This is a genomic window from Rhodococcus sp. NPDC057135, assembly GCF_042670865.1.
In the GTDB taxonomy this organism is placed as follows: domain Bacteria; phylum Actinomycetota; class Actinomycetes; order Mycobacteriales; family Mycobacteriaceae; genus Rhodococcus_F.
The window spans coordinates 254,110-269,217 of record NZ_JBHUUU010000007.1 but is presented as its reverse complement, the minus strand read 5'-3'; the positions used below and the strand labels follow the sequence as shown (position 1 = coordinate 269,217).

Sequence of the window (15,108 nt, the reverse complement as noted above, 5' to 3'; positions counted from 1 at the left end):
TGACGCGCCGTAAACGGCATACCCAAACAGCTGTCCGAGGATCGCCTCGGACGCACATACCCCAAAGTGGAGGGCTCATCGTGGCGAGCGTCAACATCAAGCCGCTCGAGGACAAGATCCTCGTCCAGGCCAACGAGGCTGAAACGACGACGGCTTCCGGCCTGGTCATTCCTGACACAGCCAAGGAAAAGCCCCAGGAGGGCACCGTCGTTGCAGTCGGCGAAGGCCGCGTCAACGAGCAGGGCAACCGCATCCCGGTCGACGTCAAGGAGGGTGACACGGTCATCTACTCCAAGTACGGCGGAACCGAGATCAAGTACGCCGGCCAGGAATACCTGATCCTGTCGGCACGCGACGTGCTGGCTGTCGTCTCCAAGTAAGACACACGTGATCCGCCCCGGAGTCCACACAGGATCCCGGGGCGGAATGCGTTCACGCCCCGAAGATTCAGGAGCTGACAGAACAGATGTCCAAGCAAATTGCGTTCAACGAGACCGCACGCCGCGCTCTCGAAGCCGGAGTCGACAAGCTTGCCGACGCCGTCAAGGTGACCTTGGGCCCGCGTGGACGCCACGTCGTGCTCGCCAAGGCATTCGGCGGCCCCACCGTCACCAACGACGGTGTGAGCATCGCCCGTGAGATCGAGCTCGAAGATCCCTTCGAGAACCTCGGCGCGCAGCTCGTCAAGAGCGTCGCCACCAAGACCAACGATGTTGCCGGCGACGGCACCACCACCGCGACCGTCCTGGCCCAGGCCATCGTCCGCGGCGGACTCAAGAACATCGCAGCGGGCGCGAACCCGATGGCGCTCGGCGTCGGCATCAACGCCGCAGCCGACAAGGTCGTCGAGGAACTGCTCGCCGCAGCCACCCCCGTCGAGGGCGAGAAGTCGATCGCTCAGGTCGCCACCGTCTCCTCACGTGACGAAGAAATCGGCAAGCTCGTCGGCGAGGCACTCACCCGTGTCGGAACCGACGGCGTCGTGACGGTCGAGGAATCCTCCACCGTTGCAACCGAACTCGTTGTCACCGAAGGCGTTCAGTTCGACAAGGGCTACCTCTCGCCTTACTTCGTCACCGACATCGATGCGCAGAAGGCCGTCTACGAAGACGCGCTGATCCTGCTCTTCCGCGAGAAGATCAGCTCACTTCCCGATTTCCTGCCGCTGCTCGAGAAGGTTGCCGAATCCGGCAAGCCGCTCTTGATCATCGCCGAGGACATCGAGGGTGAAGTTCTCTCCACTCTGGTGGTCAACTCCATCCGCAAGACCATCAAGGCCGTCGCCGTCAAGGCGCCGTTCTTCGGTGATCGTCGCAAGGCATTCCTCGACGACCTCGCAGTCGTCACGGCAGGCACGGTCATCAACACCGACGTCGGTCTCTCCCTCAAGGAAGCCGGCCTCGAATTGCTCGGTAGCGCTCGCCGCGTTGTCGTCACCAAGGACGAGACGGTCATCGTCGACGGTGCAGGCACCGCTGACGACATCGCGACCCGCGTCGCGCAGCTGCGTCGCGAGATCGAGAACACCGATTCGGATTGGGACCGCGAGAAGCTCGAAGAGCGTCTGGCGAAGCTGTCCGGCGGCGTGGCAGTCATCAAGGTCGGCGCAGCCACCGAAACCGATCTGAAGGAACGCAAGTTCCGCGTCGAGGATGCGGTCAACGCAGCCAAGGCAGCAGTTGCCGAGGGCATCGTCCCCGGTGGCGGATCGGCCCTCGTACAGGCCGGTACGGCACTGATCGGGAACCTCGGACTGTCGGGCGACGAGGCCACCGGCGTAGCCGTGGTCCGTGAAGCCCTCAACGCACCGTTGTTCTGGATCTCCAGCAACGCAGGCATCGACGGTTCCGTCGTTGTCAGCAAGGTCGCCGAGATGACCAAGGGCGAAGGCTTCAACGCCGCCACCCTGACTTACGGCAACCTGCTTGCCGACGGCGTCGTCGACCCGGTCAAGGTCACCCGTTCGGCAGTGGTCAATGCCGCTTCCGTCGCGCGGATGATCCTCACCACCGAGAGTGCCGTCGTCGAGAAGCCGACTGAGGAAGTTGCCGACACCGGACACGGTCACAGCCACTGACTCGCTGCTCGTAGTTTCGACGAAGAAGAGATCCCCCACCGGAATCCGGTGGGGGATCTCTTCTTTCGTCCGGTGATCAGATGAGCGGGATCGTCGCGAACGGCTCGCTGGTCGGCTGCTGCGATCCGCCGGGAGGTTCGACCGTGAACGCCAACTTCGTGTTCGGGCCGATGCCGTCGAGCACCACCTGGGTGGTGGGTTTGACGTCGCCCGGAGCCATCGTCCCCATCGGGATCATCGTGGTGCTGTCGGTATCGCCCGGCACCAGCCACATCTGGTAGACGGTATCCGGACTCGGGGGAGTCACATCGTTCATCACGAGAACTGCCGCGTCTTCGGAGGGGGAGAACAGCGTCGTGGCACTACCGCCGCCCGGGATCTCACGCGTGGTGGCATGAACGTCGGGTGCTGCCATGATCTCGGATGCGGCGTTCTGCGGCGGTGTGTTGTCGGACAGCGTGCGTCCGATTCCGATGCCGCCGACCAGGATTGCGACTGCGGCGGCCGCGGCAAGCGCCATGGTCCACGGGCGTCGACGGTTACGACGCTCGGCCAGCGAGATCGGGGCGTCGGCAGCAGCGGTCTGTTCCGAGATCGAGGCGAGGACGCTGCTGCGCAGTGACGGCGGGGGCTCGACAGCATCGACAACGGTCATCGCAGCCATGGTTTCGGCGGTGAGTCGGACCTGGGCGTCGAATTCGGCTCGGGTCGCGTAGTCCGAAGCGGCGAGTCGTCTGTCGACCTCACGGCGCTCGTCGAGGTCCAACGCATCGATCGCGTAGGCGTACGCGTAGTCGATCAGTTCTTCGTCCATCTCACATCACCCCCAAACATCCACGTAGGCGCAGTAGTCCGTCGCGAATTCGCGACTTGATCGTGGGAATCGCCACGCCGAGATCTTCGGCCACCTCGCGGTACGTTCGGCCGCCGTAGTAGGCGAGAGTCACCGATTGGCGCTGAGTGTCCGTCAGCGTTTCGAGACAGTCGGTGACAGCACGATGCTCGTCTCTTCGTGTCACTTCATCGCTGACGACGTCGAACTCGGGAGTCGCATTGGTGGTGTCGTAGAGAGCCTGTCGATCCGAACTCGACTGTTCGGAGCGGACGCGGTCCACCGCGCGGCGGTGAGCGAGCGTCAGGAGCCAGGAGAGTGCGGACCCCTTGGCCGGATCGAAACTGTCGGCCGATTTCCAGGCTTGGAGGTAGACCTCTTGGACAGCTTCCTCGGAGAAGCCTGGATCACGGAGTACACGCAGAACCATGCCGTAGACGCGGGAGCTGGTTCGGTCGTAGAACTCGGCAAAGGCGCTCTGGTCGCCGCCGGCAACGTTCGCGAGGATCACTGCCAGCTCGCGTGACTCCGCGATTCGCGCGGTGCGGGCCGCAGAATTGTCCGTCGGGCATGCGTCGGCCGCATCCGACGCATGGTCTGGCTCGCTCACGAAGAGTTGTCTCGCTTCATCGCGTACAACCGTAGCGTGCATGTCCGGTTCTTTTCTCTCGGCCCGCCGTTGGCCGCTGTGCGCCTTTATTAACCGCGGGGGGTTAACAAAGGCGCACAGCAGGTGGGGACTACTGCGGCATCAGCACCGAATCGATGAGGTAGACGGTGGCGTTTGCGGTCTTGACTCCACCGCAGACGACGGTTGCGTCGTTGACCTTGATGTTGTCACCGGATCCCGTGACGGTGACCGTTCCGCCCTCGGCGGTGGGGTGCGTTCCGTCGATCGCGTCAGGGGCGATCTGGCCGGGAACCACGTGGTAGGTGAGGATCTTGGTCAGCGTGGCGCTGTCCGTCTTGAGGCTGTCGATCGTGGCGGGGTCGATCTTGGCGAATGCCGAGTCGATCGGTGCGAAGACGGTGAACTCGCCACCGTTGAGAGTGTCGACCAGGTTGACGTCCGGGTTGAGCTGGCCGGAGACTGCCGCGGTCAAGGTGGTGAGCAACGGATTGTTGGATGCCGCTGTGGCAACCGGGTCCTGGGCCATTCCGCTGACCGATCCGGCGCCGCTCGGCACTGCAGCTGCGTAGTCGGCACAACCTGCACCGACCAGATCAGAAGCGGGCTCTGCCATCGCGCTGCTGGGAGACATGCTCGATCCCATGGGCGAAGACGTCATGGCGGCGCTCGAGGTGTCGGTCGACGAATCGTTGTCGTCGGAGGAGCAACCGACGACGCCGAAGACGGCGAAAGAGGCTGCTGCGGTGACTGCCAGAACTCGAGTAGAGGTGTTCATGGGTCTGCCTTCCTGAAGGGATGTGCTGAGGTGCACTGTCAGAAGGCATTCGGAGTCGGTTGTCGACAGGATGGGTCGGTGTCGGAAATTCTTTTCACGAACTGATGTGGGCATGCAAAAGCCCCCGAAAACTCTCGGGGGCCTTGTGCTCTCGACCTGCGCGTATCAGGACGCTATGCGAGTGGTGCGACGGTGGCGTGCGTGTAGTTCACGTTCGGTTTCCGACATTCCGCCCCAGATGCCGTACGGCTCGGCGACGGTCAGCGCGTGGCTGCGGCACTGCATCAGTACCGGGCACTGACGGCACATTTCTTTTGCGCGGGTTTCGCGCTGGGCACGTGCTCTACCGCGTTCGCCATCGGGATGGAAGAACATCGAGGAGTCGACTCCGCGGCACAGACCGTGCATCTGCCAGTCCCAGATGTCTGCGTTGGGACCTGGAAGGTGATTCGGTGCAGGCATGTTGACTCCTTACTGCAAGCTCGCGTTGATCAACGAGCGGACCAAGTTGCCCGGAGGTTATCCGGGCCTTCTGAATCGTTCACGCTTGCTAACCGTAAGGGTGCTGAGTAAATCGCGTCAATAGGCTCGTTCAGTGGTGATCGGCATATATCGAAATGCGAGAGTTAACGAAGTATATATTTACATTTCGGTTCCTTCGTGCGTTGTGCTGCGCCGATGTCGGAATCGGGCCGATCGATGGGCTGACCGAGAAACCTGGCTGCTCGAGATGCGAAACCCACAGATCAGGGATATGTTTGCTGCTGATCGCCCGGCGAAATCACTCCGTCGTTCAGCTCGGTTTGCGTCATTTGTCCGATATTGAGCGAACGAGGTTTCGCTCCATTTCGGGACTTAGTGCCCAAGTTTCAACTAGGACATCTGTCCAATAAGTAATGCGCAGTTAACGTCACGGATATATGCCCGTTAAATATCATTACGAGTACATTTGGCAAATCTCAGTTGAATATCTGATTAACTCCGACAAACTTGCCTTTTGGTGTTTCCGTGCCACTTATGGCATCGGTCAGGCGCTTGACTGCTGGTGCTGCTGCGATGATCTACCTGTGTCGACACCTGAGCGCCCTGAGACAGCTGTACGATCCAAAACCCTCGAGTCCGCCGCGTTCGGCGCGAATCCGGACCTCGACCGGTTCCCGGCGCCCGGCTCCACCCGGGATTGTTGGACAACGGCAGTAGTTCTGGGTGGTCAGGGGCACTACGCCGGAGCGCGGGCGGCCTTGGATGTCCTGGACCGGCGCACGTCGGGGTTCTCGACGCATTCGGATCGAGTCCTTGCCTCTCTGTCTGCCAGCACAAGAGCGTCGTTTCTTCGTCAAAGCGGACGCCATGCGCTCGCGGCCACGTGGGACGGGCGTGCATTGGCGATAGTCGACGGCCTGCCCGTCAACGCGGAGGCTGCCTGTGATGCGCTGACCGGTCTGGCCGCGGACGCCCTCGGCTGTGGCCGGCTCCCGCTCGGCTGGCGGCTGCTGGGGGAGTGTCGTCGTCGTCTCGACGACGACGGTGCTCTGGTTGTCGACGGTGGGCTGTGGCGGCAGGAAATTCGGATCGAATGGGTCTCGGCGGAACTGGCGCTGGCGGGAGGTGACTTCACGCGCGCCGGCAGACACGCAGAACGCGCCGTCGAATTGTCAGGGGAATCGGAGTCCGTCCGGCACCGCGTGAAGTCGGGTCTCCTGCGCAGCGCCGCTCTGACCGGAACAGACCCGAGCGCTGCCGTGGAGTCGGCAGTGGATGTGCTCGCACAGTGTCAGCAGTACGGTCTGCTGCCCCTGGCCTGGGCGTCGTCGATGTTGATCGAGGGTGTGAGCGGCGGGAGGACCTCGCCGAGTGCCCGTGAGATCGGCGATCTGATTGCGATGCGAGGTGGATCACTCCTCCCTTTGTCGTAGCCGCTTCGCCGAAAGTGTCCGGAGAACATTCCAGACAGGGGTGATTCGATATCGCGACTGCTGGGCGGGCATGCGGAGACCAGCCGGTCCGGATGGTTACTCTTAGAGGGTTCCGCTGAGAGCGGGAGCACACCCGCTCGGGAGGTGCCACTGTAACGCCAGGATTTTCGCTGACGATGACAAATACGAGCGATGAGTTGGACACCGCGGTCGCCGCTGCTGCGCAGGGCGACCGTACAGCTCTAGCTTTGGTTCTGGAGAACATCCGACCGATGGTGGTGCGCTACTGCCGCGGTCGAGTGGGTGCGGCCGAGCGAGGACACCTGTCCGCTGACGACGTCGCACAGGAAGTGTGTCTGGCCGTGATGACCGCGCTGCCGCGTTATCAAGACCAGGGACGCCCGTTCATGGCCTTTGTGTACGGAATTGCGGCACACAAGGTTGCGGACGCACATCGAAGCTCCGCCCGTAACAAGTCGGAGCCCGTTTCCGAAGTACCGGATGTAATAGCACTGGATGATGGTCCCGAACAGCGAGCACTCGATTCGGAATCCAGCAGACAGATGCACGAACTGCTCGGCACACTTCCGGAGAAGCATCGAGAAATCTTGATACTTCGCCTGGTGGTCGGGATGTCGGCCGAAGAAACGGCCGTCGCCGTCGGTAGTACCGCCGGAGCTGTACGAGTCGCTCAGCACAGGGCGATCGCGAAACTGAAAAAAGAAGTAACGAAAGCAGGTGAGAGCTTTGGCTAGAGACGAGGAGCGTGACGCTTCGAATCTCGGTGATCTCGCCGACGACGGTACGCCAGTGGATTTGGCTGCGGTTCGGCGTGACGATGCGCTGATCGAATCCATTTCGAGTGGTGGACCGGTAGCAACCGATAGCACCGAACAGTACGAACTTGCGTTGATTCTCTCGCAATGGCGTGACGATGTCGTTGCGACTCCGATGCCCGAGGGTCCGTTGTTGGACGATGTCATCGCTGCAATCACAGCGACGCCGTCCGGCTTCTCCGATCGTCAGCGTTCACGTTCCCGTTCCCGCTTGCGTGTGGTCCGCCCGATTGCCGCCGCCGCAGCTGTGGCAGCAGTGGTCTTCGGTGGCGCCACGGCAATGGCGTACGACGCCCAGCCCGGCGATGCTCTCTGGGGCGTCAAGCAGGTCGTCTTCACCGACGAGGCAAACTCGACGGTGGCGAAAATCGACACGACCTCCGAGCTGGAGAAGGCCGAGCGCCTGTTGGCTGCTGGGGACATTCCCGCGGCAAAGATGGTGTTGGACAACGCAGCTCACCGTGCCGATGCGGTCAAGGACTCGCAGGACAAGACGGATCTCGTCGAGCGCTGGGGCAAGTTGATGACGCAGGTCCAAGAGACCACGTCACCCGCCGTACCGCCGTTGACGACCGATCAGCAATCCGCTTCGTCCGGCGCAGCCGCGACAAGTGCCGGAATTACGCCCAGTTCTCTCTCACCGCTCGATCTCCGGTCGCCCGACGGCGAGACCACAACGGTGACGACGATCCCGCAGCAGCCGGGTGGGACCTCAGCCTCGTCTACTCCGTCATCGTCGCCGACGACGACCACGACGACAACAACAATCACGACAACGACGTCACTGGCTCCGGCCTCGTCGCCGTCGGGTGATTCTTCTTCACCCCCGCCCTGATCGCATCGCTGCGATCCGAGTCATACGAAAGTGGCCGACAAGCAATTGCTTGTCGGCCACTTTCGTATGAACTTGGTGGGGTTTCGCTCAGCTGTCGAAACCGTCGCCGTGCATCGCCTCGTTCATCGACGCGTCGGCGTATCCGCGGCAGTAGTCCCACGTGACATATGCCTCAGGCATGGGGTCGTAGGCAGGCTCGTGGGGGCGGACGGTTCCGTCCACGAGGAGCTGCAGCAGGTTTGCGCGCAGCATGTCCCAGTCGTGGTAGTGATCTTGTTGGCAGTCCTCGCAGCACACTACGAGACCGCGGATGCCGCGGTGAGCGAGGAGTGCCTCGTAAACGGCGAGGTCAGCGAGATCCTCCTCGACCGCTTGGCGTTCGTGGGGGTCGAGTGGTTGGCCCGGCTCGATGGCATCGAGAGCCGCGGAGGGGTCAGCTGGGTCGCCGGCGAAGGGATCTGGCGGCAGACCGGGGGGCAGTTGATCACGCACAGCACCACGGTACGCAGGTCAGGGGGGTCAGCGCCACTTGTTACGCGTACCCGCAGCGTGGGTGGGATGGTTCGGACCTTTGAGTGAGCCGATACCATGGTGTGCAACGCCGGGAAAAGGTGCCAGGAATATCTTTCTGTGGAGGTGCCTTCTATCCGATATCCAGCTTTCGTAATCCGTTTCGAGGCGGCTGCTACAGCGGTCGCCCTGGGCGAATCTAGGTCCATGGAGGGTCCTGACCGCATGAGTAGTTCTGCAGGACATGTACACACCGGAGGAGACGACCCCAACAAGGTCGCGATGCTGGGACTGACATACGACGACGTGCTGCTGTTGCCTGCCGCGTCCGACGTCATCCCGAGCCAGGTCGACACGTCCAGTCAACTGACTCGCGACATCCGTCTGCGGATCCCGTTGGTCAGTTCTGCGATGGACACCGTCACCGAGTCGCGCATGGCAATTGCGATGGCCCGCGCCGGCGGCATGGGTGTACTGCACCGCAACTCGTCGGTCGACGTCCAGGCAGGGCAGGTCGAGACCGTCAAGCGCTCCGAGGCCGGCATGGTGACGGATCCCGTCACGTGTAAGCCGACCGACACGATGGGCGAGGTCGACGAGAAGTGCGCTCGCTTCCGCATCTCGGGTCTGCCGGTCACCGACGACGCCGGCCAGTTGGTCGGCATCGTCACGAACCGTGACATGCGTTTCGAGGTCGACCAGAACCGCCCGGTCGTCGAGATCATGACCAAGATGCCGCTGATCACCGCTCAGGAAGGCGTCACGGCTGACGTTGCACTGGGTCTTCTCCGTCGGCACAAGATCGAGAAGTTGCCGATCGTCGACGGCAACGGCAAGCTCACCGGTCTGATCACGGTCAAGGACTTCGTCAAGACCGAGCAGCATCCTGACGCCACGAAGGACCGCGACGGTCGGTTGCTCGTCGGCGCTGCAGTGGGTGCAGGCGACGACGCTTTCCAGCGTGCGATGGCGCTCACCGATGCCGGTGCGGACGTACTGGTGGTGGACAGTGCACACGGGCATTCGTCCAACGTTCTCGACATGATCGCCAAGCTCAAGCGTGAACTGGGCGAGCGGGTGCAGATCATCGGTGGCAACGTCGCTACGCGTGCGGGTGCCTTGGCGCTCGTCGAAGCAGGCGTCGACGCCGTCAAGGTCGGAGTCGGCCCCGGTTCCATCTGCACCACCCGCGTCATCGCCGGTGTCGGTGCCCCTCAGGTCACGGCCATCCTGGAAGCGGTTGCCGCGTGCAAGCCTCTCGGTGTGCCCGTCATTGCTGACGGTGGGCTCCAGTTCTCCGGTGACATCGCGAAGGCTCTCGCCGCGGGTGCGTCGACGGCCATGCTGGGCTCGCTCCTGGCCGGTACCGCTGAATCGCCCGGAGAACTGATCCTGGTCGGCGGCAAGCAGTTCAAGAGCTACCGCGGCATGGGTTCGCTCGGCGCGATGCAGTCGCGTGGCGAGGCCAAGTCGTACTCCAAGGACCGGTACTTCCAGGACGACGTACTTTCCGAGGACAAGTTGGTTCCGGAAGGCATCGAAGGACGTGTTCCGTTCCGTGGCCCGCTCTCCCAGGTGACGCATCAGCTCACCGGTGGTTTGCGCGCTGCCATGGGTTACACGGGGTCGGCGACGATCGAGCACCTGCAGAACGCTCAGTTCGTCCAGATCACGGCGGCCGGTTTGAAGGAAAGCCATCCGCACGACATCACGATGACTGTCGAAGCACCCAACTACACCGCTCGTTAGCAACCAGTACACGAGAAAGGGGCGCGCGTGCGCGACCTCGTTGAGATCGGCATGGGTCGAACGGCCCGACGTACCTACGAGTTGGACGATGTGAACATCGTCCCCTCCCGGCGAACCCGTTCGTCGAAGGAGGTGTCGACTGCTTGGCAGCTCGACGCTTACAGGTTCGACATTCCAGTCCTCGCACATCCCACCGACGCGTTGGTCTCGCCGACCTTCGCGATCGAGCTGGGTAAGCGCGGCGGCCTCGGTGTCATCAACGGTGAAGGCCTGTGGGGCCGTCACCCCGATGTCGAGGAGAAGCTCCGGCGTCTCGTCGAGATCGCCGAGAAGGACGGTGGGGTCGACGCAGCCATCCGCTACCTGCAGGAGTTGCACGCGGCACCGCTGCAGGCCGGTCTTCTGGCCGCTGCGGTCGCGCAGGTCCGTGATTCTGGGGTCACCACTGCCGTTCGCGTCAGCCCGCAGAATGCGCGCGCACTGACGCCTGAGCTGATCAAGGCCGGAATCGACCTGTTGGTCGTCCACGGCACGATCATCTCGGCCGAGCACGTCGTGCACACCGAGCAGGAACCGCTCAACCTCAAGACGTTCATCTCGGAACTCGACGTTCCGGTTGTCGCGGGTGGGGTCAGTGACCACCGCACCGCCCTGCACCTGATGCGTACCGGTGCTGCCGGCGTCATCGTCGGGTACGGCTCCACCGAGGGCGCAACCACCACCGGTGAGGTCTTGGGTATCGGTGTTCCGATGGCCACGGCAATTGCCGACGCTGCAGCAGCCAGGCGCGACTACCTCGACGAGACGGGCGGGCGCTACGTCCACGTCATCGCCGACGGTGACATCGCAACTTCGGGCGATCTGGCGAAGGCCATCGCCTGCGGTGCGGACGCTGCAGTTCTGGGTACGCCGCTGGCCGTGTCCGCCGAGGCGCCGGGTGGCGGCTGGTACTGGCCGTCCGCTGCGGCTCATCCTTCGGTTCCTCGAGGAGCGCTTCTCCCGGTTTCCTACGGTGAGCGTCCGAGTCTCGACCAGGTTCTGAGCGGTCCGTCGGATGACCCGTACGGTTCGCTGAACTTCGTCGGCGGTCTTCGTCGTTCGATGGCCAAGGCCGGGTACTCCGACCTCAAGGAGTTCCAGAAGGTCGGGCTGACAGTCCGCGCGTAGTTTGTACCTTTCTGTGGCCCTGGTTCCTCGTGAACCGGGGCCACAGTTCGTTGTGCAGGACTTTCGTCCGTTCCTGATACTTGCGGTTACGCTTATGAGACCCCTTGTGGTGGTAGTCACAAGGAATAGGTGCATACTGGCGGGTAACTACGGTTCACGGTGGAGGTGTCCTGATGGGCAAGCAACGGGCAACGGATTACGACGTACTGATCGTCGGATCCGGGTTCGGCGGAAGCGTGAGCGCGCTTCGTCTCGTGGAGAAGGGCTACAAGGTCGGCGTCATCGAAGCCGGCAGACGGTATGCCGACGAAGACTTCGCGAAGACCAGCTGGGATCTCAAGAAGTTCCTCTGGGCTCCGAAGCTGGGTTGCTTCGGCATTCAGCGCGTACACCTGTTGCGCGACTGCCTCATTCTCGCCGGCGCGGGCGTCGGCGGCGGGTCGTTGAACTACGCCAACACGCTCTACCAGCCGCCGGAGCCGTTCTTCCAGGACAAGCAGTGGGCGCACATCACCGACTGGCGCAGTGAACTCACGCCGTACTACGAGCAGGCTCAGAAGATGCTCGGTGTGGTCCGCAATCCGCACATGACGCCCGCCGACGAGATCATGAAGTCGGTCGCCGACGACATGGGCGTGGGAGACACGTTCATCCAGACGCCCGTCGGCGTCTACTTCGGTGAGCCGGGCAAGAAGGCGAAGGACCCGTACTTCGGCGGCGTCGGACCCGAGCGCACCGGTTGCATCGAGTGTGGCGAGTGCATGACAGGCTGCCGTCACGGAGCGAAGAACACTCTCCTCAAGAACTACCTCGGCCTTGCCGAGACTGCTGGGGCCGAGATCATTCCGATGACCACCGTGTCCGGACTTCGTGAGGCTCGCGACGGTTCGTGGGACGTGTTCACCGAGCGAACCGGTGCATTCGGACGCAAGAACCGCCGCACGTACACGGCTGCGAACGTCATTCTCGCGGCGGGAACGTGGGGCACTCAGCATCTGCTCTTCGACATGAAGGACACCGGAGCGCTGCCCAAGCTTTCCGACAAGCTCGGTGAGCTGACACGAACGAACTCCGAGTCCATCGTCGGTGCGGGCAAGTACAAGGTCGATCCTGCTCTTGACCTGACCCGCGGAGTGGCGATCACGTCGTCGTTCCACCCGAGTAGTGACACCCACATCGAGCCGGTCCGCTACGGCAAGGGTTCCAACGCGATGGGCCTCCTTCAGACCTTGATGACGGACGGCGGCGGCACGACGCCACGGTGGATCAAGTTCCTCGGTGTGGTCGCGAAGAACCCGTACCAGATGCTGCGCATGCTGACGGTCAAGGATTGGAGCGAGCGCACGATCATTGCCCTGGTCATGCAGAACCTCGACAACTCGATCACCACGTACACGAAGAAGGGCTTGTTCGGTCGACGCAAGGTCACCAGCAAGCAGGGCCACGGTCAGCCGAACCCGACGTGGATTCCGGAGGGCAACGAGGCGACGCGTCGAGTTGCCGCGAAGATCGACGGCGTCGCAGGCGGTACGTGGGGCGAGATCTTCAACGTTCCGCTGACGGCGCACTTCCTCGGCGGTTGCGCTATCGCGTCGGATTCCGATCACGGGGTCATCGATCCTTACCACCGCGTCTACGGCTACCCGACGCTCAGCGTCGTCGACGGCGCAGCGGTCTCGGCCAATCTCGGAGTGAATCCGTCGCTGACCATTGCCGCTCAGGCCGAGCGCTCTGCCTCGCTGTGGCCGAACAAGGGGGAGACGGACCTGCGTCCCGCTCAGGGCAGCGGCTACGAGCGGTTGGCTCCGATCGCACCCAAGTCGCCCGTGGTTCCGGCGTCGGCTCCGGCGGCGCTGGTTCTGCCGATCGTGAAGATCACCGGCGGCAAGACTGCTGCCGCTGTTCCGGCGGAGCCTGCAGCCGGATAAGGTCGCCGCAAACGAAGATGGGGCGTGTCGTCGAAGATTCGACGACACGCCCCATCTCTGTTTCAGGGTGTCAGCCTCCTAGCGACCCGAACAGGGTGCCGAGGTCGAGGCTGCCGGTCCCGCCTCCTGGTCCACCGTCCGTGTCGCCGGGGACGGTCAGGGTCTGCGGCGCAGATGCGGAGGACGTGTAGCCCGAAGCGCCCACGAATTCTGCAGTGACACTGTAAGTCCCGGAGTTGTAGAACGTCGCCGGTACCGTCGCGACACCGTTGACCACGTCGACCGGTCCGCCGATGAGGGTGTCACCGACCTTGAACTGGACCTTGCCCGTGGCGCCGGCCGGATCGATCGTTGCCTGGAGCGTCACCGGGGTGTTCTTCTGGACGGTTCCGACGGCGTCGAGAACCGTGGTCGTCTCGATGTCAGCCGGAGCCGGTGTCGTGACGCTGACCGGGAATGCCGGGGCAGCGGACGGCGCGAATCCTGGTGAGCCCGTGAACTTCGCGACAACCTTGTGGGTTCCGGTCGAGGTGAAGGTATACGGAGCGATGGCAACTCCGTCGGTTCCGACCGTGGCACTGACCGTTTCGGTGCCGTCGACGATGAAGTCGACGGTGCCGCCGGTACCCTGCGGATCGACCTTGGCAGTGAGGTTCACGTCCTGACCGACCTTCGCGGTCGACGGCGAAACCGTGGCAGTGGTGGTCACGGCGTCAGGCGGTGCGTCCGTCGTGACGGTCACGATCTTGGCCGACGCCGACGTCGACGCCAGGAATCCGGGTGCGCCGCTGTAGCTTGCGGTGATGGAGTGCGGCCCGTCCTCGGTGAACGTCGGGGAGATGCTGGCCGATCCAGCGGTTACCGGCACTGCGTCCTCGAGTGGGTTGTCGCCGTCGAAGAACTGGACGGTTCCGCCGGTTGCGCCGCCGCTGATGTTGGCTGACAGCGTGACGGGCGTTCCGTTCTTGGCGTTGGCCGGTCCGACGACCGTGGTGGTGGTTGCCTTGTCCGCCTCGATGATTCGCGTGGTGGCGAGGGGTCCGGCGCCGCTGTTGAGGGGGCCGTTCTCGGCGTCACGCGGGGTGCACCGCGTGGGCGCCCAGGCGGTGATGACCAGGGTGGCCTTGGGGAGGAACGTGAGGAAGTTGCGATCGTTGTTCCAGGCTCCTGCGCTACCGCCGGTGCGTACCTTCATGGCTACCTCGCCCGAGTCGCCGGCCTTGAGAACTGCCTTGACCTGGGGGAGTTGGAACTGGGTGTAGCCGTCGGCATTGTTGGAGCCGTCGACGTTCTTGCCGGTCGCCTTGACGACGATTCCGCCCTCGGAGCTGGTGCTCGAACTCGGGCTGTTTCCGATGACCTGGTTGTTTCCGGAAAGGCGCAGAATCGTTCCGTTGGGATCGACGTTGCCGTTCTCGTTGACGCGCAGGATGTTCGGCGCGACACCGCTGAGCCCTGCCGAAGTTCCGGGAACGATAGTGGCTTCCACCAAGGTGGCGTTCGCGGGAACGTCGACGTCGACCTTGATACGGGAGACGTTCTGGACGGTCGCCCCCGAAGCGGAGCCGGGGAAGGCGATGGGGCCCGGTTGGATGGTGACCTCGAATGTTTCACCGGCTCCGATTGATTCCGGTGCGTCGACGATGACCGAGCCGGACTGGGATTGCGTGGTCGGGCCGGCGACAGCGGACGGGGTTGCGAGGCAACTCGTTCCGAAGGTTGTTGTCACCGGGGCTGCCGATGCGGGGATTCCCGCGAGGATGACGCCACTGGCTAGCGCCGTGACGGCGATCGGCGCCGCGATGCGGCGTCTGGAATGCACGAACATGGATTCTCCTGAGTTCGGTACGGG

Annotated in this window: 14 protein-coding genes; 8 read left to right on the top strand and 6 right to left on the bottom strand. The window is 63.3% G+C overall.

What is annotated here, in order from left to right; all coding sequences use genetic code 11:
* Positions 1-80: 80 nt before the first annotated feature.
* A complete protein-coding gene (groES, locus tag ACFT1A_RS15965) occupies positions 81-380 on the top strand; it encodes a co-chaperone GroES (RefSeq protein WP_003940763.1) in 300 nt (99 codons plus the stop codon).
* Between the two features lie 86 nt (positions 381-466).
* Entirely contained in the window at positions 467-2,077 is a 1,611-nt protein-coding gene (groL, locus tag ACFT1A_RS15960) for a chaperonin GroEL (protein WP_378447794.1), read from the top strand.
* Positions 2,078-2,153: 76 nt separating this feature from the next.
* On the opposite strand, the gene ACFT1A_RS15955 is transcribed toward groL, so the two are convergent.
* The 4 genes from ACFT1A_RS15955 to ACFT1A_RS15940 form a co-directional block, all read right to left on the bottom strand.
* On the bottom strand, positions 2,154-2,891 hold the full coding sequence (locus ACFT1A_RS15955) for an anti-sigma factor domain-containing protein (RefSeq protein WP_378447793.1): 738 nt from the start codon (positions 2,889-2,891) through the stop codon (positions 2,154-2,156).
* Between the two features lies 1 nt (position 2,892).
* Entirely contained in the window at positions 2,893-3,561 is a 669-nt protein-coding gene (locus ACFT1A_RS15950) for a sigma-70 family RNA polymerase sigma factor (protein ID WP_007728615.1), read from the bottom strand.
* 88 nt (positions 3,562-3,649) lie between these two features.
* A complete protein-coding gene (locus ACFT1A_RS15945; RefSeq protein ID WP_230812285.1) occupies positions 3,650-4,315 on the bottom strand; it encodes a fasciclin domain-containing protein in 666 nt (221 codons plus the stop codon).
* A 165-nt stretch (positions 4,316-4,480) separates the two neighbouring features.
* Positions 4,481-4,777 carry a WhiB family transcriptional regulator gene (locus tag ACFT1A_RS15940; protein ID WP_003940939.1) on the bottom strand — a complete coding sequence of 99 codons (297 nt, stop codon included), beginning with the start codon at positions 4,775-4,777 and terminating at the stop codon, positions 4,481-4,483.
* Positions 4,778-5,382: 605 nt separating this feature from the next.
* Between ACFT1A_RS15940 and ACFT1A_RS15935 the strand changes: the two genes are divergently transcribed.
* The 3 genes from ACFT1A_RS15935 (at position 5,383) to ACFT1A_RS15925 (ending at position 7,902) form a co-directional block, all read left to right on the top strand.
* On the top strand, positions 5,383-6,231 hold the full coding sequence (locus ACFT1A_RS15935) for a hypothetical protein (protein WP_378447792.1): 849 nt from the start codon (positions 5,383-5,385) through the stop codon (positions 6,229-6,231).
* Between the two features lie 176 nt (positions 6,232-6,407).
* Positions 6,408-6,986 carry a sigma-70 family RNA polymerase sigma factor gene (locus ACFT1A_RS15930; protein ID WP_003940953.1) on the top strand — a complete coding sequence of 193 codons (579 nt, stop codon included), beginning with the start codon at positions 6,408-6,410 and terminating at the stop codon, positions 6,984-6,986.
* Positions 6,970-7,902 (top strand): anti-sigma-D factor RsdA, encoded by a 933-nt coding sequence (locus ACFT1A_RS15925; protein ID WP_378447791.1) that lies wholly within the window; start codon positions 6,970-6,972, stop codon positions 7,900-7,902. Before ACFT1A_RS15930 ends, ACFT1A_RS15925 begins: the two co-directional genes overlap by 17 nt.
* 87 nt (positions 7,903-7,989) lie before the next feature.
* On the opposite strand, the gene ACFT1A_RS15920 is transcribed toward ACFT1A_RS15925, so the two are convergent.
* Positions 7,990-8,394 carry a DUF5319 domain-containing protein gene (locus tag ACFT1A_RS15920; RefSeq protein ID WP_003940777.1) on the bottom strand — a complete coding sequence of 135 codons (405 nt, stop codon included), beginning with the start codon at positions 8,392-8,394 and terminating at the stop codon, positions 7,990-7,992.
* Positions 8,395-8,637: 243 nt separating this feature from the next.
* On the opposite strand from ACFT1A_RS15920, the gene guaB reads away from it, so the two are divergent.
* The 3 genes from guaB to ACFT1A_RS15905 all read left to right on the top strand — a co-directional run bounded on the left by guaB (position 8,638) and on the right by ACFT1A_RS15905 (position 13,256).
* Positions 8,638-10,161, top strand: a complete 1,524-nt coding sequence (gene guaB, locus ACFT1A_RS15915; RefSeq protein ID WP_378447790.1) for an IMP dehydrogenase — start codon at positions 8,638-8,640, stop codon at positions 10,159-10,161.
* 27 nt (positions 10,162-10,188) lie between these two features.
* Positions 10,189-11,328, top strand: coding sequence for a GuaB3 family IMP dehydrogenase-related protein (locus ACFT1A_RS15910; RefSeq protein ID WP_003940976.1), 1,140 nt, complete (start codon positions 10,189-10,191; stop codon positions 11,326-11,328).
* 173 nt (positions 11,329-11,501) lie between these two features.
* Positions 11,502-13,256: a GMC oxidoreductase gene (locus tag ACFT1A_RS15905; protein ID WP_378447789.1), complete on the top strand. Its 1,755-nt coding sequence runs from the start codon at positions 11,502-11,504 to the stop codon at positions 13,254-13,256.
* Positions 13,257-13,326: 70 nt separating this feature from the next.
* Here ACFT1A_RS15905 and ACFT1A_RS15900 read toward each other — a convergent pair whose 3' ends face one another.
* Positions 13,327-15,084: an Ig-like domain-containing protein gene (locus ACFT1A_RS15900; protein ID WP_378447788.1), complete on the bottom strand. Its 1,758-nt coding sequence runs from the start codon at positions 15,082-15,084 to the stop codon at positions 13,327-13,329.
* Positions 15,085-15,108: the final 24 nt, after the last annotated feature.

What these genes read in the sequence shown, in the direction of transcription:
- ACFT1A_RS15950 (WP_007728615.1), bottom strand. Translation starts at nt 3,561, where the DNA reads ATGCACGCTACGGTTGTACGCGATGAAGCGAGACAACTCTTCGTGAGC.
- ACFT1A_RS15945 (WP_230812285.1), bottom strand. Translation starts at nt 4,315, where the DNA reads ATGAACACCTCTACTCGAGTTCTGGCAGTCACCGCAGCAGCCTCTTTC.
- groL (WP_378447794.1), top strand. Translation starts at nt 467, where the DNA reads ATGTCCAAGCAAATTGCGTTCAACGAGACCGCACGCCGCGCTCTCGAA.
- ACFT1A_RS15905 (WP_378447789.1), top strand. Translation starts at nt 11,502, where the DNA reads ATGGGCAAGCAACGGGCAACGGATTACGACGTACTGATCGTCGGATCC.
- ACFT1A_RS15955 (WP_378447793.1), bottom strand. Translation starts at nt 2,891, where the DNA reads ATGGACGAAGAACTGATCGACTACGCGTACGCCTACGCGATCGATGCG.
- ACFT1A_RS15900 (WP_378447788.1), bottom strand. Translation starts at nt 15,084, where the DNA reads ATGTTCGTGCATTCCAGACGCCGCATCGCGGCGCCGATCGCCGTCACG.
- guaB (WP_378447790.1), top strand. Translation starts at nt 8,638, where the DNA reads ATGAGTAGTTCTGCAGGACATGTACACACCGGAGGAGACGACCCCAAC.
- ACFT1A_RS15940 (WP_003940939.1), bottom strand. Translation starts at nt 4,777, where the DNA reads ATGCCTGCACCGAATCACCTTCCAGGTCCCAACGCAGACATCTGGGAC.
- ACFT1A_RS15930 (WP_003940953.1), top strand. Translation starts at nt 6,408, where the DNA reads ATGACAAATACGAGCGATGAGTTGGACACCGCGGTCGCCGCTGCTGCG.